Here is a 25,028-nt window from a genome sequence, read left to right as displayed (position 1 = left end):
AGTCGGTCGGATGGGGTCGGGCGAGCGGCTCAGGCCGCTGCGCGCGCTGCGCCGCGCCGGGCCTGCCAGGCCTCGATCAGCACGGCGAAGTTGCGGCCCACCTGCTGCTGGAAGGCGGCGTCGTCGATCTCGCCGCGCAGCCACTTCAGCGACGGCTCGACCCACAGCGTGCGGCCGACCATGAAGCCCTTGACGATCGGGTTGGTGGCCTGCGCGAAGCTGTCGGCCAGGAACTGCAACGGCTGGTTCAGGCCCAGGATCACGGCGCCGCGGCAGTGCGGATCGCGCTCGGCCACCAGGGCTTCCAGGGCGGCCCAGCCAGCCGGCTGCATCGGCGCGAGCTTCCACCACTCGGGCTTGACGCCCAGGTTGTAGAAGCGCTTGACCGCGCGCAGCACGGCCTCGTCCTCGCTGCCGGCCGGCGTCATCGCCCTGGGCGGGATGACCTCCAGCAGCAGCTCGTTGCCGCTCTCGCGGGTGGCTTCCCACAGCTCCAGCACGGTCTGTTCCTGGGCCAGGCGCAGCGCGTAGGCATCGTCCGGGTGGTAGTGGACCAGGCACTTCACGACCTGCTCGGTCGGCCAGTGGATCAGCGCGCTGCCGATCGAGCGGGTGCCGTCGAAGCGCAGCGGGCGCGAGCCCGGCAGCTCGACCGGCCGGCCGACCCACCAGCCGCGGCCGGTGGCGCTGGCCAGCGCGTCGCGGCCGTAGTCGCCGCCGTCGATCAGCACGCCCATGTGGCCTTGCAGCTGGTGGCTGCGCTCGACCTGCTCGGCCGCGCCGACCAGCAGCGCCTTCAGGCGCGGGATGCGCGACTCGTCCGCGCCGGCCTCGCGGGCCAGGTCGAAGAACTGGCTGCGGTGGTCGAAGGCCATCACGCACAGCTCGTCCCAGTGCGGCCGGGCGGCGCTGACGCGGTGCAGGTGGGCGAGGTCCTGGTCGGCGTCGACCTTCGGGTTGCGGCTGCCGCCGAACCAGTGGGTCAGCTCGGCCGGCGTGGGCATCGCGGCCGAGCAGGCATGGCGCGAGACCACGATCGCGCCGCAGGCGTTGGCCATCTGCGTCGCGCCGGTCCAGTCCTTGCCCTGCAGCAGGCCGGTCATCAGGCCGGACAGGAAGGCGTCGCCGGCGCCCAGCACGTTGAGCACCTCGACGCGCTCGCCCTTGTAGGTCGGCGCATCGTCGATCGCGGCCGGGATCGCGCCCTCGATGACGCAGCAGCCCAGCGCGCCACGCTTGACCACCAGCGTGGCGGCGGACACGTCGCGCACCGCGCGCAGCGAGGCCATCAGGTCGTCGCTGACGCCGCCGGCGATCAGGAACTCCTCCTCGGTGCCGACCAGCAGGTCGAAGTGGCCGAGCATCTGCTGCAGCTGCAGCGTCACGTTCGCATCGGCCACGTAGCGGTTCTCGCCGGCGCCGCGCGCGGTCAGGCCCCACAGCACCGGGCGGTAGTCGATGTCGAGCACGCGCACGACGCCGTGGCGGCGCGCGGCGGTCAGCGCGGCGGTGGCGGCGCGGCGCGTCGTCGGCGTCGACAGGTGGGTGCCGGTCAAGGCCAGCGCACGGCACTGGGCGATGAAGGCCTCGTCGATCAGCGCGGCGTCCACCGCCATGTCGGCGCAGTTCTCGCGGACGAACAGCAGCGGGAAGGTGTCGCGGTCCTTCAGGCCCAGCAGCACCAGCGCGGTCAGGCGCTCCGGGTCGGTCTGCAACTGGCTGACGTCGCAGCCTTCCTGTTCCAGCGTCTCGCGCAGGAAGCGGCCCATCTGCTCGTTGCCGACGCGGGAAATCATGGCGCTCTTCAGGCCCAGCCGCGCCACGCCGAAGGCCAGGTTGCCCGACGAGCCGCCCAGGTACATCTGCAGGCTGCGCGCGTCTTCGAGCCGGCTGCCGAACTGCTGGGCGTAGAGGTCGACCGCGACACGGCCCAGGCAGGCGAGGTCGATGCGGCGACCGGAAGGGAAGGTGAAGGCACTCATGGTGTCGCTTTCTGACGCGTGCGCCCCAGGCGGGGCTCCATCGGACGGGGCTGCGGGAGGGGAAACCTCGGGTGGACGAGGCGATGGGCGCCGAGTCTAGAACAAGAGAAATGAACTTCGCTAGGGGTAACTCCTCAGAAATTCATTTCCAAAATTGCAGGGTGCCGGACTACAGTGGCGCCGTGCTGAGACGCTGATCCCCGTCAGTGCAGCAGCCAGAACGCGGTGGCGCCCATGGGGGGCGGCACCGAAATCGCGGCGGTGCCAGCCGGTGCCGCCGTGGTGCTCAACCCGGGTGTCGACCCGTCCACACGTCCGACCCCGCCCGTTCCGAACCGAGGAGACCTGACCATGAAGAAGATCCTGCTTGCTGTCGCCGTTGCCGGCACCCTGGCCACCCCGCTGGCCCACGCCCAGAAGGTCGGCCTGGCCATGGCCCAGCTGGACACGTTCCTGACCATCCTGAAGAACGGCACGCTCGAAGCCGGCAAGAAGGCGGGCGCGACCGTGCAGGTCGAGGACGCCGGCAACGACGTGGGCAAGCAACTCAGCCAGATCCAGAACCTGATCGCGCAGAAGGTCGACGCCATCATCGTCAACCCGGTCGACACCGACGCGACCCCGAAGATCACCAAGATGGTCTCCGACGCCAAGATCCCGCTGGTCTACGTCAACCGCAAGCCGGTCGACTTCGACAAGCTGCCGGCCGGCGTGGCCTTCGTGGCCTCCGACGAGAAGGTCTCGGGCACGCTGCAGACCCAGGAAGTCTGCCGCCTGCTCAAGGGCAAGGGCAACGTGCTGGTGCTGATGGGCGAGCTGTCCAACGAGGCGGCCCGCACCCGCACCAAGGACATCGAGGAAGTCGTCGCGACCAAGGAATGCTCGGGCATCAAGATCGCCGACAAGCGTGAAGGCAAGTGGGACCGCACCCAGGGCCAGGACATCACGACCAACTGGCTGTCCTCGGGCGTGCAGTTCGACGCCATCATCGCCAACAACGACGAGATGGCCCTGGGCGCCATCAACGCGCTGAAGGCCGCCAAGAAGTGGACGCCGAACTCGATCGTCGCCGGCATCGACGCGACGCCCGACGCGCTGGCCTCGATGAAGGCGGGCGACCTGAAGGTCACGGTGTTCCAGAACGCCGCCGGCCAGGGTTCGGGTGCGGTCGACGCCGCCCTGAAGCTGATCAAGAAGCAGAAGGTCGAGCGCTTCGTCAACGTGCCCTTCGAGCTGGTCACCCCGGCCAACCTGAGCAAGTACACCGGCAAGAACTGATCGGGATCGGACCTCCGGTCCGAGCCATCCATCGATCGTCTTTCCGATTGAGGACCGCAGCGCATCCGTCCGGGTGCCTGCGGTCCGGGGCGTTGCCCGATCGCGTGATCGGGTGACGCCGCCATCGTCGTACGCGAGGTCGCAAGCATGTCCCCCAACGCCCCTGCCGCCGCCACCGAGCCGCCGCTGCTCGAGATCGCCGGCGTGCGCAAGGCCTTTCCCGGCGTCGTCGCCCTGGACGACGTGCGCTTCAAGCTGCGTGCCGGCACCGTGCATGCCCTGATGGGCGAGAACGGCGCGGGCAAGTCGACGCTGATGAAGATCATCGCCGGCGTCTATATCCCCGATCAGGGCGAGCTGCGCGTCAAGGGCCGTGCCCTGACGCTGAGTGGCCCGCTCGATGCGCTCAACAACGGCATCGCCATGATCCATCAGGAACTCAACCTGATGCCCTACATGACGGTGGCCGAGAACATCTGGATCCGCCGCGAGCCGAAGAACCGGCTTGGCTTCGTCGACCATGCCGAGCTGCGTCGCCGCACGCAGGCGCTGTTCGACCGGCTGGTGATCGACATCGATCCCGAGGCCGAGGTCCGCTCGCTGTCCATCGCCAGCCGCCAGATGGTGGAGATCGCCAAGGCCGTGTCCTTCGACTCGGACGTGCTGATCATGGACGAGCCCACCTCGGCGCTGACCGACAAGGAAGTCGCCCACCTGTTCCGCATCATCAAGCAGCTGCGGGCACAGGGCAAAGGCATCGTCTACATCACCCACAAGATGAACGAGCTGTTCGAGATCGCCGACGAGGTGTCGGTGTTCCGCGATGGCAAGTACATCGACACCCGCCTGTCCACCGAGGTCACGCGCGACGACATCATCAAGATGATGGTCGGCCGCGAGGTCACGCAGATGTTCCCGAAGGAGACCGTGCCGATCGGCGAGGTCGTCCTGTCGGTGCGCAACCTCGGCGTCAACGGCATCTTCAGCGGCGTCAGCTTCGACCTGCGCGCCGGCGAGATCCTCGGCCTGGCGGGCCTGGTCGGCTCGGGCCGCTCGAACGTGGCCGAGGCGCTGTTCGGCGTCGTGCCGGCCACCGAGGGCGAGATCCGCATCGACGATCAGCCCGTCGTGATCGGCAGTCCGGCCCAGGCCATGCGCCACGGCATGGCCTTCCTGACCGAGGACCGCAAGGACACCGGCTGCTTCCTGCTGCTCGACATCCTGGCCAACATGGACACGGCGGTGCTGAGCCAGCGCTACGTCAAGTTCGGCTTCGTGCAGGAAGGCCAGCTCAAGCGCGACTGCGAGGCCATGAGCGCCAAGCTGCGCGTGAAGACGCCCAACCTGGCCGAGGTGATCCAGAACCTGTCGGGCGGCAACCAGCAGAAGGTGCTGATCGGCCGCTGGCTGCTGACGAACCCGAAGATCCTGATCCTCGACGAGCCGACCCGCGGCATCGACGTCGGGGCCAAGGCCGAGATCCACAGGCTGGTCTCGCAGCTGGCCGGCCAGGGCGTCGCGGTGCTGATGATCTCCTCGGAGATGCCCGAGGTGCTCGGCATGAGCGACCGCGTCATGGTCATGCACGAAGGCCACATGACCGGCATCGTCGACCGGGCCGAGGCCGACCAGGTCCGCATCATGGAACTGGCCTCGTCGTGAACGCGCCGGTCCCGACCCCCCTTACCCAGACCCAGACCCAGCAGGTATCACCATGAGTCTCCTGAATTCGACCGTGGGCGCGCAGTCCATGACCTTCAAGCCGGCGCGCCGCAAGGTGCCGCCCGAACTCGGCATCCTTCTCGTGCTGGTCGGCATCAGCCTGTTCTTCGAGGCGCTGGGCTGGTGGATCAACGGCCAGAGCTTCCTGATGAACCCGGAGCGGCTGCAGATCATCATCCTGCAGATGGCGGTCATCGGCATCATCGCGGTGGGCGTCAACCTGGTGATCATCACCAGCGGCATCGACCTGTCCTCGGGCTCGGTGGTGGCCGCCTCGGCGGTGGTTGCGGCCAGCCTGGCGCAGGTCTCGGACTTCCCCCGCGCGGTCTTCCCGCAGCTGACCGACCTGCCGGCGATCTACCCGATCCTGGCCGGCGTCGCGGCCGGCCTGGTGATCGGCGTGATCAACGGCTCGCTGATCGCCTACACCGCCATCCCGCCGTTCATCGCCACGCTGGGCACGATGGTGGCCGCGCGCGGCTTCGCCAAGTGGTTCACCGGCGGCATGCCGGTGTCGATGCTGACCGACGACTTCGCCTGGATCGGCTCGGGCGTCGTGCCGGTCTTCATCTTCCTGACCCTCGCGGCGATCTTCCACGTCGTGCTGCGCTACACCCGCTTCGGCAAGTTCACCTACGCCATCGGCGCGAACCGCCAGGCCGCGCTGGTCTCGGGCATCAACGTCAACCGCCACCTGATCTGGATCTACGCCATCGCCGGCCTGCTCAGCGGCATCGCCGGCAGCGTGACGGCGGCCCGCGCGATCTCCGGCCAGTCGGGCATGGGCGTGATGTACGAGCTGGACGCCATCGCGGCGGTCGTCATCGGCGGCACCTCGCTGTCGGGCGGCCTGGGCCGCATCACCGGCACCGTGATCGGCGTGCTGATCCTGGGCGTGATGACCTCGGGCTTCACCTTCATCCGCATCGACGCGTACTACCAGGAGATGGTCAAGGGCGCCATCATCGTGGCCGCCGTGGTGGCCGACCAGTACCGCCAGCGCAAGCGCCGCAGCTGATCGGACCTCCGCGGTCGAAGGGCATCCAGCAGTTTTCCCAGGGGAACGGACGAGGTCTGGCCGCGGCAACGCGGCGGGCTCCCACCGTGTCGGGGCAGGTCTCGCGCATCGCGCGCAGCCTGCCCCTTTTTTCATGGCGGGATCACAGGTTCTCCGCCACGTACAGATCGGCCGGCAGGCTCATCTGCACCGCCAGGGGATGGTTCGCGGCGGCGGGCGTGCCGCGCCGGTCGATGGCCGCGTGCATCGCCGCGACGACGGTGCGGGCGATGCGCGGGGTGGGCGTGCCCAGCACCAGGTCGACCAGGCCGTCGACCAGGCCGGCGCGGTGCTCGGGCGTCAGCTCGTTGCAGACCGTGACGATGTGCGGCCGCGGCGCCGTGGCGCCCGGCGGGCGCAGGCTGGCCTCCTCGCGCAGCGCCCGGATCATGCCGGCCACCCCGCCACCGGCCGCATACAGGCCGACCAGGCCGGGCTCGCGCCGCAGCAGGTCCAGCGTGGCCTCGTAGGCCATCTGGTCGTCCTCCAGGTTGACGAGGGTGTCGAGCACGCGGAACTGCGGCGCGTGCTCGCGCAGGTAGGCCCGGAAGCTCATCTCGCAGGCCTCCTGCCCCAGGTAGCGGTAGCTGCCGACGAAGACCGCCACCGGCCCCGGTGCGCGCGCCAGCCGGCTGATGGTCCAGGCGGCAGTGCGCCCGCTCTTGCGGCCGTCCACGCCGACGTAGCCGGCCCGCTCGGGCACGCTCAGGTCCGACAGCAGCGTCCAGCAGGGCCGGCCCTCGGCATGCAGCGTCCGGACCGCCTCGGTCACGTGCGGATGCTCGATCGCCACCAGCGCCAGCGCGTCGACCTCGCGGCCGACCGCCAGGATGCGCCGCGCGATCTCGCCCGGCTCCAGCGCGTCGATGTACTCGATGACCGAGACCGCGCGCGGCTGCCCCGGCGCAGCCACCGCCGCGTTCAGGTCGTCGGCGAAGGCCCGGTAGAAGGCGGCATGGCGCTTCTGCAGGCAGAAGCCCAGCGAACGCAGCTCGGTGTGCTCGCGCAGACGTTCGCGCATCAGCCGCGCGCCGTGGTGGCCGAGCCGCTCGGCCGCCTCGATGACCCGCAGCGCGGTCGCCTCCTTGACCGGCAGTCGGCTGTTGAGCACCCGGTCGACCGTGGCGCTGCTGACGCCCGCGGCGGCGGCGACGTCGTTGAGCGTGGCGCGTCCCGTCATCGGCGTGTTCTCCTGAATGATGGAAATGCAATGATGCGATGCGTCATGGATGATGCCTTCTGATGGGAAATGATGGAATCCACTGGCGGTCCGCCGGCGGTCTCCCTACGATCGCCTCGTCGCCTGGAAATTCATTTCCAACTGACGTGCGACACGAAACAAGGACCCCAAGACATGAGCGCATCCACCGCCACCCTGACGGCCCCGGCCGCCATCCGCAGCCCGCAGCCGACGCTGTCCGACTACGCCCTGATCGGCGGGGCCGGCGAGCGCGCGCAAGCCGCCGGCCTGGTCAACGCCGACTGGTACCGCTGCGAGGTGCCGCGCGCGCTGATGAAGGAGCTGATGAAGCGCAGCGACGGCCCGGCCATCCGCGACACGCTGCTGTGGTTCGGCGTCATCGCCGCAGCCGGCGTGGCCATGGCGCTGAGCTGGGGCACGGCCTGGTTCGCGCTCGCCTTTTTCGTCTACGCGACGCTGTACTGCGGTCCGGCCGACTCGCGCTGGCACGAGTCCAGCCACGGCACGCCCTTCAAGACCCGCTGGATGAGCGATGCGCTCTACCAGGTCGCCAGCTTCATGGTGCTGCGCCGCCCGACCCGCTGGCGCTGGAGTCATGCCCGCCACCACACCGACACCCTGGTGACCGGCCGCGATCCGGAGATCGCGGTGCCGGTGCCGACCGACCTGGCCTCGACCGTCCTCAACCTGTTCCAGCTGCGCAGCGGCCCGCGCGAGCTGGCCCGTGTCGTCGCCAATGCATTCGGCCAGCTCGACGCGGAGGAGAAGACCTTCGTGCCCGAGATGGAATGGCCGAAGATGGTCCGCGAGGCCCGCGCCTGGCTGCTGGTCTACGCCGTGGTGGTCCTCGCGGCCGTGCTGCTGCAAAGCTGGCTGCCGCTGTTCTTCATCGGCCTGCCGTCCTTTGCCGGTGCCTGGCTGTTCAACTTCTTCGGCTTCACCCAGCATGCCGGCCTGCCGGAGAACGTGACCGACCACCGCCGCAACTGCCGCACGGTCCACATGAACCCGGTGTTCCGTTTCCTCTACTGGAACATGAACTACCACGTCGAACACCACATGTTCCCGATGGTCCCGTACCACGCGCTGCCCCGCCTGCATGCGGCGATCCAGGCCGACTGCCCGCCCGCCTACACCGGCACCTGGCAGGCCTACCGCGAGATCATTCCGGCCGTGCTGCGCCAGCGCCGCGAGCCGGGCCACTTCGTGCAGCGCCCGATCCCGGCGCCGGCGGTCCGCGCCTGATCCGGTCCTGAACCTCGCAAGCCCCGAACAAGGAGACACGACATGAGCACCTGGGTGAACGTCTGCGCGCTGGACGACCTCGACGACGAGGACGTCATGCGCTTCGACCACGGCGGCAAGACCTACGCCGTCTACCGCTACGACGGCCAGGTCTACGCCAGCGACGGCCTGTGCACGCACGAGCAGGTCCACCTCTGCGACGGCCTGGTCATGGAGCACGTGATCGAGTGCCCGAAGCACAACGGCCGCTTCGACATCCGCGACGGCCGCGCGCTGGGCGCGCCGGTGTGCGTCAACCTCAAGACCTGGCCGGCGCGCATCGCCGACGGCCGGATCCAGATCGAGGTCTGAGCGCGGGACGTCAGAATCGGTGGGAACTTTCCGCTCGGACGCAGGTTCACACGGCGTCTGACGGAAACGCGGGCCGGTGCTTCAGGGCACCGGCCCTTTGACGTTTGCGTGTCACCACGTCACGACGTTTCCACGCTTCCACGTTCAACCACACCACGCCCCGAGGGATACCCATGTTCGACTGGCTCGCCGACCCCAATGCCTGGATCGCGCTCGCGACGCTGACCGCGCTCGAGATCGTGCTCGGCATCGACAACATCATCTTCATCTCGATCCTGGTCGGCCGGCTGCCCGAGGCCCAGCGCGACCGCGCCCGGCGCCTTGGCCTGGCGCTGGCGATGGGCTCGCGCATCGCGCTGCTGCTGTCGCTGGCCTGGATCATGCGGCTGACCGCGCCGCTGCTGACCGTGATGGGCAACGAGATTTCCGGGCGCGACCTGATCCTGGTGGGCGGCGGCCTGTTCCTGCTGTGGAAGAGCGTGCACGAGATCCACGGCTCGCTCGAAGGCGGTCACGAGGAGAACCAGGGCTCCGGCGCGGTCAAGGCCACCTTCGCCGGCGTGCTGGTGCAGATCGCGATCATCGACATCGTGTTCTCGCTCGACTCGGTCATCACCGCCGTCGGCCTGGCCGACCAGATCATGGTGATGGTGCTGGCCATCCTGATCTCGGTGGGCGTGATGATGTTCGCCGCCAAGCCGATCGGCGAGTTCGTCGACCGCCACCCGACCATCAAGATGCTGGCCCTGTCCTTCCTGGTGCTGGTCGGCGTCACGCTGATCGCCGAAGGCTTCGACACCCACGTGCCCAAGGGCTACATCTACTTCGCGATGGCCTTCTCGGTGATCGTCGAGATGATCAACATCCGACTGCGCAGCCGCATGGCCCCGAAGCCGGTGGTGCTGCACAAGGACGCGCCCTGAACGTCGGGCTCAGTCCGTGAGCCCGCGCTGCGCCCACACCCGCCGCAGCCATGCGGCGCAGGCGAGGTTGTTGTCCCAGATCGGGTAGCGCCCGCCGCCGCCGTAGTCGGCGAAGGGAATGAACTCGCAGCTGATCTGCTGCGGCGCGCGGTCCGGGTGGTCGCGCATCCAGTCGAGCAGCGCGATCACCGCATCCTTCCAGGGTTGCAGCGCTTCCTCACGCCAGTCGGCATGGAACGTGCCGGGCGGCGGCTGGACGAAGGGGTACTGGATCGCGCGGCCGGGCAGGTCGCGCTGGCGATTCATGGCCGCGTTGTGCGCGATGCCCGGCGCGACGCTGCGGGCGTGCGCATGGGCCACCCAGCCTTCGCGCAGCCACATCGCGTAGAGCGCCTGGTCGCTGTCGGGTGACAGCAGCGCACGGGCGCCGTCGGGCTGGTCGGCCAGGCCGCTGGCGGCCAGCTCGGCGGCATGGCCGATCTTGAAGATCAGGTGCGAGTGGTCCAGCGTCAGGCGCAGCGGCACGTTCTGGCGCGCCAGCAGGTCGGCCACGCGCTCGACCCGGCGGAAGTCCTCGTTCCACATGTCGACGTGGACCTCCAGCGTCGGCAGGCAGCCGACCGGGCCGCCGTGATCGAGCGCCTCGCAGTAGAAGTCGACGACCTGCGCATCGGTGATCGGCCGCCCGCCGAAGTGGCGCGCGAACAGCTGCATGTTGAACAGCCTCGCGCCGAGCCGCCCGCCGGTGGCCAGGCCCCAGCGCATGCGGGCCTCGTCGCGGCCGGCACAGAAGATGCCGCCGAACACGCCGATGGGCAGGCCGTGGCGCTCGACCAGGTCGAACCAGGGCGTGAAGTCCTCGCTCGGGTCGATGTTCTTCTCGACATAGTCGAAGGCCCCGCTGTGACGCACCCAGGCGTAGCGCGTGGCCGGCTGTGGCGTGCGGATGCCGTCGTGCAGCAGCACGCCGTCGATGTTGATGCCCACCCGCAGCGGCGCGGCAACGCGGCTGGCCACTGGCTCAGTCGATGAGCCTGTGGCGACGGCGTCGGTCAGGCTCGCCGCGCTCACTTGAAGATGACGGTCTTGTGCCCATTGAGCAGCACGCGGTGTTCGCTGTGCCACTTGACGGCGCGCGCCAGCACCTGGCTTTCGGTGTCGCGGCCGATCGAGGTCAGGTCATCGACCGTCAGGCTGTGGTCCACGCGGGCCACGTCCTGCTCGATGATCGGGCCCTCGTCGAGGTCGGCCGTCACGTAGTGGGCGGTCGCGCCGATCAGCTTCACGCCGCGGTCCAGCGCCTGGTAGTAGGGCCGCGCGCCCTTGAAGCTGGGCAGGAAGCTGTGGTGGATGTTGATGGCCTTGCCGCTCAGCGCACGGCACATCGGGTCGCTCAGGACCTGCATGTAGCGCGCCAGCACGACCAGCTCGGCGCCTTCGTTGCGGATGATGTCGAGCTGGCGGGCCTCCGCATCGGCCTTGCTCGCCGCCGTCACCGCGATGTGGTGGAAGGGGATGTTGTAGCTGGCCGCGAGCTGGTAGAAGTCGCGGTGGTTGGAGACGATCGCGCGGATGTCGATCGGCAGCAGGCCGCTCTTGAAGCGGAACAGCAGGTCGTTGAGGCAGTGACCGTGCTGGCTCACCAGGATGACGGTCGACATCTTCGTGTCGGCCCGCTTCAGCTCGGTGCTCATGCGCCATTGCGCGGCCAGCTCGGCCAGCGCGTTCTCCAGCCCGGCCTGCGTGGTCTGCTCGCAGGCGAACTGCACGCGCATGAAGAACAGGCCCGTCTGCGCGTCGTTGAACTGCGCCGCCTCGGTGATGTTGCCGCCCAGCGTGAACAGCAGACCGGCCACGCCGTGCACGATGCCAGGCTGGTCGGGGCAGGAAAGCGTGAGGATGTAGGTCGGGCTCATGGTCGTGCTGATGGTCGTGCTGATGGTCGTGCTCATGGTCGGGCTGGCGTGGGAAGGACAAGGCTGCGCCCCGCCCGCCGCGTGATGCGGCCGGCCAGGCGGGCGGATGCGAAGGGAAGGTCGCCGCAGGCGCGCGGGATCAGGCCCGGTCGAGCGCGTCGGCGAACTGCGCCAGCACGTCCGGCGCGACGCTGACCTCGTGGCGCTTCTCGGGGTAGGCGCCGCCGGCCACGTCGGCCTGGTATTCCTGGAAGGCGGCGACACGCTCGGCCTGCAGGCGGTCGTATTCCGCCGCGAAGTTGCGGTACTGCCTGGCGTGGCGCGGCACATGGCCGCGGTTGAAGCCCAGCACGTCGCTGGCGAACAGGTATTGCGCGTCGCAGCCGGCGCCCGCGCCCATCGAGATCAGCAGCAGCTTCGTGCGCCGCGAGATCAGCGCGGCGACCTCGGCCGGCACGACCTCGATCTCGGCGGCGAAGGCGCCGGCTTCCTCCAGCGCCTGGACCTGCCGGTAGACGAGCATCGCGCTGTCCAGCGTCTTGCCGACCGCCTTGAAGCCGCCGGTCCAGGTGGCCTGCGACGGGATCAGGCCGCTGTGGCCGCACACGGGGATGCCCTCGTCGCGCAGCCGGCGCACGATGCCCATGCTGGCGGCGCAGTAGACCGCGTCACCGCCGGCTCGCATCGCCGCGAAGGCCGCGCGCAGGTAGTCCTCGGCGGTGATGAAGTCGCCATATTCCAAGCCGGGGATGGCGAAGATCGTCGGCGCGGCTTCGCGGAAGGCCGGGCCCAGCAGGGCCGGCGGGACCGACACCAGGTCGATGCCGGCCTGCTGCGCGGCGGCGGCCTCGTCCAGCGTCTCGACCCGCAGCATGCTCAGCTGGCGCTGGCCCTTGAGGGCCAGCAGGTCGGCGATGGTCGGGCGTTGGGGCTTCTTCATGGGGCGTCCAGTCAGAGGTGGGATCGGCAGGGGCGGTGCTCAGGCCGACAGCAGGCTCTTGAGCTTGACGGCAGGGTCGGCCAGCGTCTGGGCGTTGCTGCGCACGCCGCGTTCGACCAGCGTGCGGGCGAGCTTCAGTTCCTTGGCCACGGCCGAGGTCGGGCCGCAGCCGCTGACGCCGACGATGCGGCCGTCGGCATCGAGGTAGAGGTTCAGTTCCGCATCGGCATCGGCCAGCGGTCGCTGCACCGTGGTGACGCCCAGCGCCGGCTCGCCGCTGACCTGCAGCTGCCAGTCGAACTGGTCGGACCAGAACCAGGCGGTGCTGGCATGGGTCTCGTCGCCGCCGAGCATGTTGAGCGCCGCGACACGGGCCTGGGTCTCGGCGTTGTGCCAGGTTTCCTGGCGGATCGGCAGGCCCGACAGCGGGCTCGGGAACTCGGCCACGTCGCCGGCCGCGTAGACACCGGCGGCGGACGTCGCCAGGCGGCGATCGACCACGATGCCTCGATCGGTGCGCAGCCCGGCCGCACGCGCCAGCTCGGTCGCCGGCTCGATGCCGATGCCGACCACGACGGCATCGGCCTGCAGCGGTTCGCCCGCGGTCAGGTGAACGGTCAGGCCATCGCCCTGGGCCTCGAAGGCCCGCGGCACGACGCCCAGGCGCACGTCCACGCCGTGGCGACGGTGCAGCGCGAGCACGCGCTCGGCCACGCTGGCCGGCACGGCCCGGCCCATCAGGCGCGGCGCGCCTTCGAGCAGGGTGACGCGGCAGCCCATGGCCAGCGCCGAGGCCGCCACCTCCAGGCCGATGAAGCCGCCGCCGACCAGCACGACATGTGCGCCGGGCCGCAGGCGCGGCGCCAGCGCGACCGCGTCGGTCTGGGTCCGCAGCGCCTGCACGGCGGGATGGTCGGCACCGGGGATGGACAGCGCGCGGGCATGGCCGCCGGTGGCCAGCAGCAGGGCGCGGTAGGCGAGGCTGCGGCCGTCGGACAGGCTCACCTGGCGCGCCATCGGATGGATCGCGCTGACCGTGCCGGTCCAGTGCGTGATGCGGGCGGCGTCGCAGGCTTCGGGCGTCAGGATGGCCGTCTGCGCCAGCGTCTGCGCGCCGGTCAGCACGCCCTTGGACAGAGGCGGGCGTTCATAGGGCAGGGCGGGCTCGGCCCCGATCAGCACGATCTCGCCGGTCCAGCCGGCCTCGCGCAGATGCTGGGCGGTCCGGCCACCGACATGGCCGGCGCCGACGATCACCATGGCGGCTTCCTGGGAGTTGTGCATGAGGCGCTCGCGTGCGGATGTGAGGTGGGAACGGAAGGCCCGGACGGCGGTCCGGCTGGCGATCGATTCTAGGAATCGACCCTCTGCATTGCAAACAGATTTCTATTTGCGAGACTAGGGGAAAACTCGGTTCTATGCCGACAGGATCCTGAAAACCCGCTTCGTACAATCGTGTGACAACCGTTCCCGGCCGACCCGGCCGAGCCACCACAGGGCCGCCTTCCATGACGCCTGACATCGCTCCGCAGAAGCTCACCGTCGACCAGCTCCTCAAGCGCATCTCCGAGGAATACGAGAGCCTGAGCAAGCAGCTCAAGCTGATCGCCCGGCATGTCGAGCAGCACCGCGACCACCTCGGGCTCGAGGGCATCCAGGAAGTTGCCGCGCAGTGCGGCGTGCAGCCTTCGGCGGTCGTGCGCTTCGCCAAGCATTTCGGCTTCAGCGGCTACACCGAGCTGCAGCGCATCTTCCGCGACGGCCTGAGCCAGCAGATCGCGCCGAGCCGCAACTACAAGGCCCGCATCCGCGAGGTGATCGACTCCGGCGCGGGCAGCCTGTCGGCGGTCGAGATCGCGCACGAGTTCCTCGGCGGCAGCATCGCCGGCATGCAGGAGCTTCAGCACGACCTGAGCGGCCCGGCCTTCAAGCTCGCGGTCGACCTGCTGGCCGAGACCGACGTGATCTGGATCTGCGGCTCGCGGCGCAGCTTCTCGGTCGCCGTCTACCTCGACTACGCGCTGCAGCACACCGACAAGCGGATCATGCTGGTCAGCGCGATGGGCAGCATGCACGAGGGCCAGACCCGCTCGGTGCGGGCCGGCGACGTGATCATCGCGATCTCCTTCGCGCCCTATGCCGAGGAGACGGTCACGGTGGCCCAGCAGGCGGTGCAGCGTGGCGCCAAGCTGATCGCGATCACCGACAGCCGCATGAGCCCGCTGGCCCGCGAGGCCCAGGTCGCGCTGGTGGTGCAGGACAACTCGACCTTCGGCTTCCGTTCGCTGACCAGCACGATGGGCCTGGCGCAGAGCCTGTTCATCGCCCTGGCCTACCGGCTCGAACTGCCGTACCGGCCGACCACCCTGTCCGGCGCGGTGCGCGACACGGCCACCTGAGCCGCACGCCAGCGCCGGGCGGCGCGGCTCAGCGGACGATCTTCTCGAGCGGTGCATGCAGCGGTCCGTCCAGGTAGGGCGGCAGTTCACGCAGGTTCTCGGCGCAGAACAGCCGGAAGTCGTTCGGCTCGTCGCGCGGCGCGTCATCGACGTAGCCGCTGGCATGCAGCAGGTGGTGCAGGCCGGCGACGATCTGGCCGTCCGGGTCCTGGTCGATGGCGAGGTCCAGCAGGTCCTCGCGCAGCCAGCGGCGGTGGTCGTCGCTCAACTCGTGGCCGATCCAGGTGACGCGGCGCGGCAGCAGGCCACGCGCCTGTTGCAGCGCCCGCGCGATGCCGGAGCTGCCCGCGCCGCTGTGATAGATCGCCACCAGCGGCAGGCCGTCGCGGCGGCTGGCCTGCAGTGCCTGCTGCACCGCCAGCTGGTTGCGGTCGGCATCGTCCAGGCACTCGACCGGCTCGGCCAGCGTCAGGTGCGGGTGGCGCCCGGCCAGCACCTGCCGGCAGCCCTCGATGCGTTCGGCATGCGCGCGGTAACTCAGGCGATGGGTCAGCAGCAGGACATGGCCCGGGCCGGCGCTGGCCGGCGTCATGCGACCGATGAAGTGGCCGGCGGTGCGGCCGGCGCGCAGGTTGTCGATGCCGACGTAGCGCAGGCCGTCGATCTCGCCCGGCGCGCCGATCGCGCTCATGAGCGTCACCACCGGGATGCCGCGCTCGCGCTGGGCCCGCAGGGCCTCGCGCACCGCGGCGCTGTCGTGCAGCGCGACCATCAGGCCGTCGCGTCGGTGGCGAGGCTGGCCGATGGCCTGCAGCAGCGCCGCCTCGTCGGCCGCGTCGACCCGGTGGCGGTGGATCACGATGCGCGTGTCCAGCATCTGCGCGCTGCGCTGCAAGGCCAGTTCCAGGCGGCCGAAGTAGGGCGTCGGGCTGGCCGCGAGGATCACGTCATAGCGGGTCAGGCCATGGCGCGGATCGGGCAGCACGCGCGGCACGCCCAGTTGCTTGGCTGCGGCGACGACACGGGCGCGGGTCTCGGACGAGACGCTGCCGCGCTCGTTGAGCACGCGGTTGACGGTCGAGATGCTGACGCCGGCAGCGGCGGCGATCTCGATGAATCGGGCAGAGCGCTTGCGACGGACCATCGCCGGATGATGCGACGTCGTGGCGCTCATGGTCGTCGCTCCGCTGCGTCCGGCCCTCGCGTCAGGCCGGCTGAGCGGTCGCCACCGAGGCGTCCAGCCAGGCCATGCTGGCGGCCAGTTCCGCCTCGATCGAGGCCGAGGCCGCGACCGATTCCGCGAAGGGCTCGAAGGACACGTAGCCCGCGTAGCCGGCGTCCAGCAGGCGGCGGATCTGTGCCGGGTTGCCCAGCCGGTCGGCCGAGCCGACGAGCACGCGGTGGCCGTCGCGCATGTCGGGCACGGTCACGGCCGAGTCCTCGACGCCGGAGATGTGGATCAGGCCGGTCCACTGCGGGAAGAACAGGCCTTCGCCGGCGAGGTGGTGGTGGAAGGTGTCGTGGACCAGGCGGAAGGTCGCGTCGGCGCCGATCTCCTCGAAGGCGCGCACGGCCTGCGACTTGCGGCGCACGGCGCATTCCTCGAAGCCCAGCGGCTCGACCAGGCCGACGATGCCGTGGTCGGCCAGGATGGGCTTGAGCGACTTCAGCGCATGCACCAGCGCGGCATGGCGCTCGTCGGCCGAGCGCCGGTCGGCGCGGCTGTTGGTGGGGCAGAGCACCAGCGCCTCGGCGCCGCAGTCGCGGGCGTAGCGGGCCAGCTCGATGGCTTCGGCCTCGCGCTCGGCGGTGAACTGCTCGAAGCGCTGCAGCGCGTTGATCGAGCGGATCACCAGGCCGTGGTCACGGGCGATGGCGCCGATCGTGGCGGCCGGCGTGCCGTCGGTGATCTCGACACCGCCCAGGTCGTTGCGGATCTCGATGGCCTGCACGCCCAGCCGGCGGGTCATGGCGGCATAGGCCTCGAAGGCCATGCGCGGGGCGGACATGCGGTTCAGGCAGAAGCGGAGGGCGGACATGCGGTGTCTCCAGGGTCGTGACGACGGGTTGGCAAAAGCGGCCACGCACGGTGGCTGGCATGGCGCCGACTCTAGGGTGCGGCCACGGCCTTGTCCGGCACGGCCTTGACCTTTTTTGCTCAAGCGAAGGCGATGCTTGTCGCCGTCGACGGCACGATCTTCGTGTTTTCCCTAGGTGATGCGCCGTCAGGCTGCGATGAAACTGAGTTCACTGATCTGGAATATCAGAAAAAAAATTCCAAAACGATGGGTCGGCTCGCTATAGTCCGATCCGCGTTCCGGGTGGCCTCCCCACCGCCCGTGAACCCCGCCTTCCGTCCTGCCTGCACACCCGCCCCCGTCGAGGAGACCCCATGAAGAACGTCGCCGTCTTTGGCGCTGGCCGCATCGGCCGCATCCACGCCACCAACCTGGCTTCGCTGCCTGGCGTGAAGCTCCAGTCCATCTGTGACCCGATGGGCGACAGCGCCGCGCAGCTCGCGCAGCAGCTCGGCGCGCAGGTCTCGACCATCGAGGCGGTGCTGGCCGACCCGTCCATCGACGCGGTGGCGATCACCTCGCCGACGTCGACCCATTCGGACCTGATCAACCGCGCGGCCGCCGCCGGCAAGCACATCTTCTGCGAGAAGCCGGTCGACCTGTCGGTGCCGCGCGCCATCGCCTGCGGCGAGGCCGTCAAGGCCGCCGGCGTGGCCTGCATGATCGGCTTCCAGCGCCGCTTCGACCCGACCTTCAACGAGGCCCGCACCCGCATGGACCGCGGCGAGATCGGCAATCCCGAGATGCTGATCATCACCAGCCGCGACCCGGGCGCCCCGCCGGCCGAATACATCAAGGCCTCCGGTGGCATCTTCCGCGACATGCTGATCCACGACCTGGACGTGTTCCGCTGGATCCTCTGCGCCGACGGCGACGAGGCCGACTGGCTGAGTGCCTCCGGCTCGGTGCTGACCGACCCGGCCATCGCCGGCCTGGGCGACTACGACAGCACCGCCGTGACGATCCGCACGAAGAAGGGCCGTCTCTGCCAGATCAACACCAGCCGCCGTGCCGCCTACGGCTACGACCAGCGCTTCGAGGTGCTGGGATCGGCCGGCATGCTCCAGTGCGGCAACCACACGCCCAGCCAGGTCGTGCAGTGGGATGCCCAGGGCGTGCGTGCCGACAAGCCCGAGGCCTTCTTCCTGCAGCGCTATGCCGCCGCCTACAAGGCCGAGATCGCCCACTTCTTCGACTGCCTGCAGACCGGCGCGCCCTTCCGCACCACGGTGGCCGACGGCGTGAAGGCGCAGATCCTGGCCGACGCGGCGACCGAGAGCGCCAACAGCGGCCAGCCGATCCAGCTCTGATTCCAACCACCTGAAGAGACCGCTGACATGACGACATCGAACGCCCCCATCACCGGCCACCTGCGCGTGGGCATCGCCGGCCTCGGCCGGCTCGGCCGCCGCCATGCCGAGGCGCTGGCCTTCACGACCCGTCATGTCCAGCTGGTCTCGGCCTGCAGCCCGGTCGAGGCCGAACGCGAGCACGCGCGGACCTCGCTGGGCGTGCAGCGCGTGCATGCCGACTTCGACGCCTTCCTGGCCGACCCGGACATCGACGCGGTCGTGCTGGTCACGCCGACGTCGCTGCATGCCGACCAGACCATCGCCGCGCTGAAGGCCGGCAAGCACGTCTTCGTCGAGAAGCCGCTGGCGCTGAACGTGCCGGACTGCGAACGCGTGCTGGCCGTGGCCGAGCAGCATCCCGGCCAGGTCGCGATGGTCGGCTTCGTGCGCCGCTTCGACGCCAGCTACCAGAACGCCCAGGCCGCGATCGCCGCCGGCGAGATCGGTCGACCCTTTCTCGTGCGCTCGCAGACCTGCGACCAGAACGACCCGGACGGCTTCTTCGTGCGCTTCGCGCCGACGTCGGGCGGCATCTACATGGACTGCAGCGTTCACGACATCGACCTGGCGCGCTGGATGCTCGGCCGGCCCAAGGCACTGCGCGCCTTCGCCAGCGGCACCATCGCGATGCATCCCGGCCTGGCCGAATGCGGCGACGTCGACAACGGCCTGGCCATCGTCGAGTTCGAGGGCGGCGCCCGCGCGGTCTTCTATGCCTCGCGCACCTTCGCCCATGGCCACGAGACCACCACCGAGATCATCGGCACGGCCGGCAAGCTCATGGTCGGCGAACACGCCGCGCTGGACCGCGTGATCCGCAGCGATGCGCGCGGTGTCGGCCATGCCGTGCTGCCCGATTTCCATGCCCGCTTCGAGGGTGCCTTCACCCGCGAGATCAACGCCTTCGTGGCCGCCTGCCGCGGCGTGGCACCGCTGGACCTGACGCTGTCGGACGCGATGGAAGCCACCCGCATCGGCCTGGCGATCACGCGTTCGCTGCACAGCGGGCAGGTCGAAACGATCGCCTGATCCGGCGGGCGGACGGGTCCGCCAGGCCTGCTTTGGCAGGGCCTACAAAAAGCTGTAGGCGGGTGACACACAACCGTCGCAATAGGTAGTGGGCGGTCCGGGGGGCGCTCAGCACACTGCATTCACTGTCGTTTCATGCCGGTTTCATGCCGGTGGCGACGAGGAGCTGAATGCGATGCGACCCGACGTCCCCTCTCCCTGCACGACCCCGCAACGCCCGAGCGAAAGCCTGGACATTGCGGCCTCCGTACCGTGCGCAGCGCACGCGTTGCCGGTCCTGCCGGCGGCTCCAGCGCAGGGCGAGTTCGATGCGGCGCTGCTGCCTGAACCGGCCACCTTGCCGCCGGCCGCGGGCGTGAACCCCGGTGCGACGGCGGCATCCCCGAACCACTCGCCAGTGGCCATCCAGATGCCGCACGTGTCGGTCCGGACGGTCAAGGTGGTCAACAGCCTGGGCCACGAGGTGGCGCTGCACGTGCTGCCGCTGGCCCGCGAGACCCTCTTGCCGCCGACCCCGGCGGCCTGGATCACGGGGCTGTGCGACCTGGTCTTCTCGGTCGGCCTGCGCAACCTCTGCGAAGGCCATCCCTTCTTCATCGACGTCTCCGAGGAACTGCTGGCCGGACCGCTGGTCGAGCTGCTCGACCCGTCCTGGGCGATCGTCCAGCTTCCGGCCCAGGTGCGGCCCACACCGTCTCTGCTGGACCGTCTCGATGACCTGCGTGCGCGCGGCTTCACCTTCTCGCTGCCCTGCATCGGCCAGCCTTCGGCGCGGGTCCTGGCACTGATCGACCACGTCCAGTGGATCCAGATCGACATCGCCGCCAGCGACCGTTCGGCCCTGCTGGCGCTCTGGCCCGACATCGCCGACCGGCGCGTCTACCTGCGTGGCATCGACCGGCTCGACGCCTTCCGCGAATACCGCGCGCTGGGCGTGCATGCCTATTCCGGCACGCTGCTGTCGCGTCCGGCCAGCACCTCGCGCGAGCAACTGCCGCCGTGCAGCCTGCTTCGTATCGACCAGCTGCGCAACCTGTTGGCGACGGATGCAACGGACGCCGACCTGGCCGAGCTGGCCGCACAGGATCCGGCGCTGGTGCTGCGCCTGATGATCCTGGCCTGCGACGGCCTGAACGGCCGCGCCCACCGCCCCGACTCCATCCTCGACCTGGTCCGCGTTCTGCGTGGACGCTTCCTGTCGAACTGGCTGGACGGGCTGGCGCTCGAAGCGCGCCTGCGCATCGTGAGGTCGCCAGCGGGTTGGGCTGAGGGTGCCATGCACCTGTCGTGCTTCATGCAATTGCTGGCCGAACGGCTGGCACCGGCCTATCCCGACCTGCACCGGCAAGCCGCGCTGCTCGGCCTGGTGGCGCATTTCCGCCTGACCCTGCCCGAGCGCATGGCTGGCGGCACGGCCATGCCGCTGATGAGTCACGCCCTCGAGGACGCCTGGATCCGCCGCCAGTGCCTGCTGGGCGCGGTGCTCGACATCGGCCAGCGGCTGATGTCCGGTGGCGAGCAAGCCGCACCGGCCACCGCCATCGCCGACCTCTTCGAGGAAGTCGGCCAGTGGGTCGTCGACCGCGAGATCACCTTGCCGGCCGCCTCGGCGGGGATCGACCCACGGTCGGCGGCGACGCGTCGCCGAGCCGAACGGCGCTGACGCGCGCATCGCCGCTCCGCTCATCGCCGCTCCGCTCGCCGCGAGCCGCTTGTCCTGACTTCCGGCCCGCTGCTCATCCCGACCAGCGCGGCCGGGTCCTCCACCGCATCTCTCACCGGCTCATCGCAGTCGACCCCCATGGCCCACACCTTGCCGATGCCCACCCGCCCGTTCGACTTCGAGCGCACCGTGCCCCTGCGCATCGTCCAACCGGTCGACACGCCCGCAGCGGCTGCGGACCGCGCGCCGGAACTCGCGCGTCAACCCGAGCCGCGCCAGGTCGGCCTGCAGGTGATCGCGGACCGCGATGGCCTCGCCTTGGGTCATGAGCTGCTGTTTCGTGGCGGTGACCACGACGACGCGCGCGGCATCACCTCCGGTCTGCAGGCGACCTGCGAGGTGCTCGCCACCGCGGTGCTGGACCTGGGTCTGCCCCGGCGTGCGCGCGGCCTGACCTGGTTCGTCAACGTCGACCTGGCCACGCTGATGGGCCCGGTCGTCGAGGCGGTCTCGCCGGACTGGGCGGTCATCGAGCTGCTCGAGACCATCGTCGCCACGCCCGAGGTCATCGCGCGGGTCCGCGATCTGCATCAGCGCGGCTACCGTTTCGCGTTGGACGACATCGATTCGCCGCTGGATACGCGCTGGACGCTGATCGAGTGGGTCGAGTTCATCAAGATCGACTGGCGCCTGACCGCCCCGGCGAACTTGCCGGCCATGCTCACGCTGGCCCGATGGCATGGCGTCAAGCTGATCGCCGAGAAGCTCGAGACCCAGGCCGACATCGACGCCGCCAAGGCGCTGGGCTTCGACCTGATGCAGGGCCATGGCATCGCACGTCCCTCGGTCGTCAAGGCGCCCTGCCTGCCGGCGTGCTCGCGCCAGGTCATCCGGCGACTGCAACTCCTGATTCAGCACGGCGCGTCGAACGAGTCGATCGCGATCGCCCTGGCGGCCGATCCAGCGACCGCATTGCGGGTCTGGCAGTTGGCCGGCATGTCCGACCACCGGCTCTCGCCGATGGACGCGCCCAACTGCCTGGCCGACCTGATCCGCATGCTGCCGCGTCACCAGTTGCAGGCCTGGCTCGCGGTGCTGACGCTGACCGACACCGGCCTGGCCGATCGGCCATGGACCTATGTCGGCCTGGTCAACGCCCGCCTGATGGCCTTGCTGGCGCGACGCGTCGCGCCGACCCAGGTCGCGCTGTCCGACGAGGCCTACATGCTGGGCCTGCTGGACCACATCCGGACCACCCTGGGCATCGCCTACCGCGATCCGGACCACGGCGTGCGCGCCGGTGCCCGCATCGAACAGGCGGCGCGTCAACGCAGCGGCCTGCTGGGTGCCCTGCTGGCGTTCGTCCAGGGCCATGTCAGGCAGCCCTCCGGCTGGCTGCCGGGACCGTTGGCCGCGATGCCGGGGCTGGCCCTGTCGCTGCAGGCGATCTTCGGGGAAGCCCATCGCTGGGCCAGTGAGAGGGTCCGTTCCGACCCCATTCTGGACGCCGACGGGCCCCCTTCGAAGGGTCGGCCGGTGTCACCGACCCCGGGGTCCGGTACCCCCACGACGTTCAACCCGTCGGTCGTCGTGCCGCGTCGCTCACGGGACTTTTGGGTGGTGCTTCCTCGACGGCAGCACCCGCAATGAAAGTCATCGGGCCCGACCCCCAGACCAGGCCGTCACTGCCTCATCTGAGTAGGTCCGACATCAGGAATGGCCGATTGCTGTAGTTGTTGCAGTTCCGGTCGTTTCAGAAACTCGTGCTCATGCCTGTGACCGGATGTCCGTGCGCCACGTGACTTCCGGTCAACACGCCGGGCCCTGCCCGCATCCGCGTCCCATCTGTCCCTGCGGGGGCGCCCAACAAGGAGCATTCATGAGTCTTCCCAGAACGTCGACGTCGATTCCGGCGAGTGGCGGAATCGAGCGTCCCTGGTCGCTCGTGGCCTGCGTTGCCGTCACGGTGGCCTACCTGATCGGCATGGTCTGGTTGTTCGATCGCATCGTTGCCTTGGTCAACGGATCGGCGAACCCGGCCTTTGCCATCTTCATCCTTGTGATGACGTGCCTCGGTCAGGGGCTTGCCATCGTCCATGCGGTGCGACTGGCTGCGGACAGCAAGGCCATGCGTGATCTGCGGGGCGCCATGGTCGACAAGGCGGGGTCACCGTTCGATATCCAGCGCACGGCTCTGGGCCATGCGCTCGCCAGATCGGGCATCGGCCGTGATGTCCTGCAGCTCTTCGGGGTGCTGCGCGCCGAACGCTCCCGTGGGGATGGCCTCGATGCCGAGATCCTGAGCACCAAGGTGCACGAGTTCGAACTGGCCGTCGGACGCCGCACGCTGGTGCCTGGTCACATCGCCAGCACGCTGATCGGCCTGGGCCTGTTCGGAACCTTCCTCGGCCTGATCGTCACGCTCAAGGAAGTGGCCAGCCTGATCGGCCTGTTCTCCGGCGTCGGCAATGCCGATTCGGCCGACACGATGTCGCGCTTCTTCCTGCAGATGAGCGGACCGTTGGGCGGGATGGGTGAGGCGTTCGTCGCTTCGCTGTTCGGTCTCGGTGGCTCCATGGTCAACAGCTTGCAGATGTTGACGTTGCGCAGGCTGCAGGCCGAGACCGTGGCCACGGCAGAGAAGACGTTCCTGCAGGTGGCGGAACTCCTCCACGGGCGTCCCGCTCGCCAGGACGGCGGCGGCAACGGCGTCGTCGACACGCGTCTGGCCCGCTTGCAGCTCGAAGAGATCTCCGGCCTGCGCAGTGACCTCTCCCGCCAGACCGAGGCCATCCTCGTGGCGGCCTCGAAGATGCGTCTGGCCAGTGACGCGATGCAGGCGATGTCGGCGCTGGCCGAGAAGCGCCTTGGCTCCGACGAGACCCGCGCGCACATCGAGAAGGTCGCCTCCGTTGTGGCGCAGCGGCTCGAGACCATGGCCCGCAAGTTCGACGACCTGCAGCTGTCGCAGAACCAGGTCGCCGCCGCGATCCAGTCCGGATCCGGAACGCTTGCGGACATCGCGATGCAGGCCAAGTTCATCGCCGACCACAACAACTCCGCCGTGCGCGAGCTGGTCAGCGTGCGCGATGCCATCGGCGAGTCGGCAGATCAGTCGCGCCAACATCTGACGAAGACCCACGCCGAGCTCCGTGCGGCCATGCACCAGGATCTGGCGGCGCTGCTCGCCGGCGTGGGCGAGACCTCGCGCGAGCTTCGCGAGCAGACCATGCTGATCGGCGGACTCGGCGCCAACACGCTGGAGACCAACTTGACGCTTCATGCACTGGATGGCCGCTTGCGCGAGCTGGCCGAACGCATCCAGCCGCAGCTCGTGGAAATGATCGCCCGGCTCGAGGCCTCCAGCCAGAACGACACCCTCGCCGCGCGCTACGAGCTGTCCGGCTTGAACCGCAAGCTCGATGACCTCAGTGAAGAGCTGCTGCGCCAGCAGCGGGTCGATTGAGTCAGCCCCCGAGTCTCCCCAGGCATTCCTGACGACCTCGTCGTGAATGGAGGCCGCAGGCCTCTTGGACCGGAGCTGCGGCTTCCGACGGTTCGCCTGCGTCCCCACCGAATCCATGCGATGCCACTTGCCATGGTGTCCTCACCCTGATTGCCGTCACCCATGTCATCCAAGAAGCCGAATGCGTTTTCCGTTGCAGCCGATCCGGTCGTCCAGAACGATGGAATGGCTCGCCGTCTGCTGGCGCGGTTGCGGACGCGACGAGAGGGCGATGTGGATCCGGTGGATGTCAGGCAGCCCGCCGAGCATGCGCTTCCGGTGGTCGATGCCGTGGTCGCGGATGAGGTCGCGGATCTGGTCGATCCCAAGGCCGGTCATGGGTCCGACCGTGAGGCTCGCCTCGGCGGCGAGGACGATGGAACCGCA

21 protein-coding genes are annotated in these 25,028 nt (G+C 69.4%); 12 read left to right on the top strand and 9 right to left on the bottom strand.

Annotated features, from left to right (window positions below; all coding sequences use genetic code 11):
• Positions 1-29: 29 nt before the first annotated feature.
• Positions 30-1,982, bottom strand: coding sequence for a bifunctional 5-dehydro-2-deoxygluconokinase/5-dehydro-2-deoxyphosphogluconate aldolase (locus tag Q8X39_RS10260; protein ID WP_305749563.1), 1,953 nt, complete (start codon positions 1,980-1,982; stop codon positions 30-32).
• 351 nt (positions 1,983-2,333) lie between these two features.
• On the opposite strand from Q8X39_RS10260, the gene Q8X39_RS10255 reads away from it, so the two are divergent.
• The 3 genes from Q8X39_RS10255 to Q8X39_RS10245 all read left to right on the top strand — a co-directional run bounded on the left by Q8X39_RS10255 (position 2,334) and on the right by Q8X39_RS10245 (position 6,000).
• A complete protein-coding gene (locus Q8X39_RS10255) occupies positions 2,334-3,260 on the top strand; it encodes a sugar ABC transporter substrate-binding protein (RefSeq protein ID WP_305749562.1) in 927 nt (308 codons plus the stop codon).
• Positions 3,261-3,407: 147 nt separating this feature from the next.
• Positions 3,408-4,922 (top strand): sugar ABC transporter ATP-binding protein, encoded by a 1,515-nt coding sequence (locus tag Q8X39_RS10250; protein WP_305749561.1) that lies wholly within the window; start codon positions 3,408-3,410, stop codon positions 4,920-4,922.
• A gap of 52 nt (positions 4,923-4,974) precedes the next feature.
• Entirely contained in the window at positions 4,975-6,000 is a 1,026-nt protein-coding gene (locus tag Q8X39_RS10245; protein ID WP_305749560.1) for an ABC transporter permease, read from the top strand.
• Between the two features lie 142 nt (positions 6,001-6,142).
• On the opposite strand, the gene Q8X39_RS10240 is transcribed toward Q8X39_RS10245, so the two are convergent.
• Positions 6,143-7,219, bottom strand: coding sequence for a LacI family DNA-binding transcriptional regulator (locus tag Q8X39_RS10240; protein WP_305749559.1), 1,077 nt, complete (start codon positions 7,217-7,219; stop codon positions 6,143-6,145).
• Positions 7,220-7,393: 174 nt separating this feature from the next.
• Between Q8X39_RS10240 and Q8X39_RS10235 the strand changes: the two genes are divergently transcribed.
• The 3 genes from Q8X39_RS10235 (at position 7,394) to Q8X39_RS10225 (ending at position 9,759) form a co-directional block, all read left to right on the top strand.
• A complete protein-coding gene (locus Q8X39_RS10235) occupies positions 7,394-8,485 on the top strand; it encodes a fatty acid desaturase family protein (protein ID WP_305749558.1) in 1,092 nt (363 codons plus the stop codon).
• A gap of 42 nt (positions 8,486-8,527) precedes the next feature.
• Complete coding sequence (locus Q8X39_RS10230) at positions 8,528-8,836, top strand: MocE family 2Fe-2S type ferredoxin (protein WP_305749557.1); 309 nt, start codon at positions 8,528-8,530, stop codon at positions 8,834-8,836.
• A gap of 173 nt (positions 8,837-9,009) precedes the next feature.
• Positions 9,010-9,759, top strand: a complete 750-nt coding sequence (locus Q8X39_RS10225) for a TerC family protein (protein ID WP_305749556.1) — start codon at positions 9,010-9,012, stop codon at positions 9,757-9,759.
• Positions 9,760-9,768: 9 nt separating this feature from the next.
• On the opposite strand, the gene Q8X39_RS10220 is transcribed toward Q8X39_RS10225, so the two are convergent.
• The 4 genes from Q8X39_RS10220 to Q8X39_RS10205 form a co-directional block, all read right to left on the bottom strand.
• Entirely contained in the window at positions 9,769-10,776 is a 1,008-nt protein-coding gene (locus tag Q8X39_RS10220) for a xylose isomerase (RefSeq protein WP_305749555.1), read from the bottom strand.
• Between the two features lie 50 nt (positions 10,777-10,826).
• Complete coding sequence (purU, locus tag Q8X39_RS10215; RefSeq protein ID WP_305749598.1) at positions 10,827-11,675, bottom strand: formyltetrahydrofolate deformylase; 849 nt, start codon at positions 11,673-11,675, stop codon at positions 10,827-10,829.
• 139 nt (positions 11,676-11,814) lie between these two features.
• Positions 11,815-12,615 (bottom strand): 3-methyl-2-oxobutanoate hydroxymethyltransferase, encoded by an 801-nt coding sequence (locus Q8X39_RS10210; protein ID WP_305749554.1) that lies wholly within the window; start codon positions 12,613-12,615, stop codon positions 11,815-11,817.
• A 39-nt stretch (positions 12,616-12,654) separates the two neighbouring features.
• The gene (locus tag Q8X39_RS10205; protein WP_305749553.1) at positions 12,655-13,899 is read right to left on the bottom strand and encodes an NAD(P)/FAD-dependent oxidoreductase; all 1,245 of its coding nucleotides are present in this window, start codon (positions 13,897-13,899) and stop codon (positions 12,655-12,657) included.
• Between the two features lie 224 nt (positions 13,900-14,123).
• Between Q8X39_RS10205 and Q8X39_RS10200 the strand changes: the two genes are divergently transcribed.
• Positions 14,124-15,014 (top strand): MurR/RpiR family transcriptional regulator, encoded by an 891-nt coding sequence (locus tag Q8X39_RS10200; RefSeq protein WP_305749552.1) that lies wholly within the window; start codon positions 14,124-14,126, stop codon positions 15,012-15,014.
• 28 nt (positions 15,015-15,042) lie between these two features.
• On the opposite strand, the gene Q8X39_RS10195 is transcribed toward Q8X39_RS10200, so the two are convergent.
• Positions 15,043-16,188 carry a LacI family DNA-binding transcriptional regulator gene (locus tag Q8X39_RS10195; RefSeq protein WP_305749551.1) on the bottom strand — a complete coding sequence of 382 codons (1,146 nt, stop codon included), beginning with the start codon at positions 16,186-16,188 and terminating at the stop codon, positions 15,043-15,045.
• Between the two features lie 31 nt (positions 16,189-16,219).
• Positions 16,220-17,053, bottom strand: a complete 834-nt coding sequence (locus Q8X39_RS10190) for a TIM barrel protein (RefSeq protein ID WP_305749550.1) — start codon at positions 17,051-17,053, stop codon at positions 16,220-16,222.
• A gap of 353 nt (positions 17,054-17,406) precedes the next feature.
• Here Q8X39_RS10190 and iolG point away from each other — a divergent pair, with 353 nt between their 5' ends.
• From iolG to Q8X39_RS10165, 5 genes are all read left to right on the top strand, one after another.
• Complete coding sequence (gene iolG / locus Q8X39_RS10185; RefSeq protein WP_305749549.1) at positions 17,407-18,402, top strand: inositol 2-dehydrogenase; 996 nt, start codon at positions 17,407-17,409, stop codon at positions 18,400-18,402.
• 27 nt (positions 18,403-18,429) lie between these two features.
• Positions 18,430-19,473 (top strand): Gfo/Idh/MocA family oxidoreductase, encoded by a 1,044-nt coding sequence (locus Q8X39_RS10180; RefSeq protein ID WP_305749548.1) that lies wholly within the window; start codon positions 18,430-18,432, stop codon positions 19,471-19,473.
• Positions 19,474-19,741: 268 nt separating this feature from the next.
• A complete protein-coding gene (locus Q8X39_RS10175; RefSeq protein ID WP_305749547.1) occupies positions 19,742-21,136 on the top strand; it encodes a hypothetical protein in 1,395 nt (464 codons plus the stop codon).
• Between the two features lie 138 nt (positions 21,137-21,274).
• Positions 21,275-22,786 carry an EAL and HDOD domain-containing protein gene (locus Q8X39_RS10170; RefSeq protein WP_305749546.1) on the top strand — a complete coding sequence of 504 codons (1,512 nt, stop codon included), beginning with the start codon at positions 21,275-21,277 and terminating at the stop codon, positions 22,784-22,786.
• Between the two features lie 229 nt (positions 22,787-23,015).
• Positions 23,016-24,602 (top strand): coiled-coil domain-containing protein, encoded by a 1,587-nt coding sequence (locus tag Q8X39_RS10165; protein WP_305749545.1) that lies wholly within the window; start codon positions 23,016-23,018, stop codon positions 24,600-24,602.
• A 165-nt stretch (positions 24,603-24,767) separates the two neighbouring features.
• On the opposite strand, the gene Q8X39_RS10160 is transcribed toward Q8X39_RS10165, so the two are convergent.
• The gene (locus Q8X39_RS10160) at positions 24,768-24,980 is read right to left on the bottom strand and encodes a hypothetical protein (RefSeq protein WP_305749544.1); all 213 of its coding nucleotides are present in this window, start codon (positions 24,978-24,980) and stop codon (positions 24,768-24,770) included.
• Positions 24,981-25,028 lie beyond the last annotated feature (48 nt).

The sequence above is a fragment of the Leptothrix discophora genome (assembly GCF_030705305.1).
In the GTDB taxonomy this organism is placed as follows: domain Bacteria; phylum Pseudomonadota; class Gammaproteobacteria; order Burkholderiales; family Burkholderiaceae_C; genus Sphaerotilus; species Sphaerotilus discophorus.
Note: the sequence above shows the minus strand (reverse complement) of the source record. Positions and strands in the feature narration are given on the sequence as shown.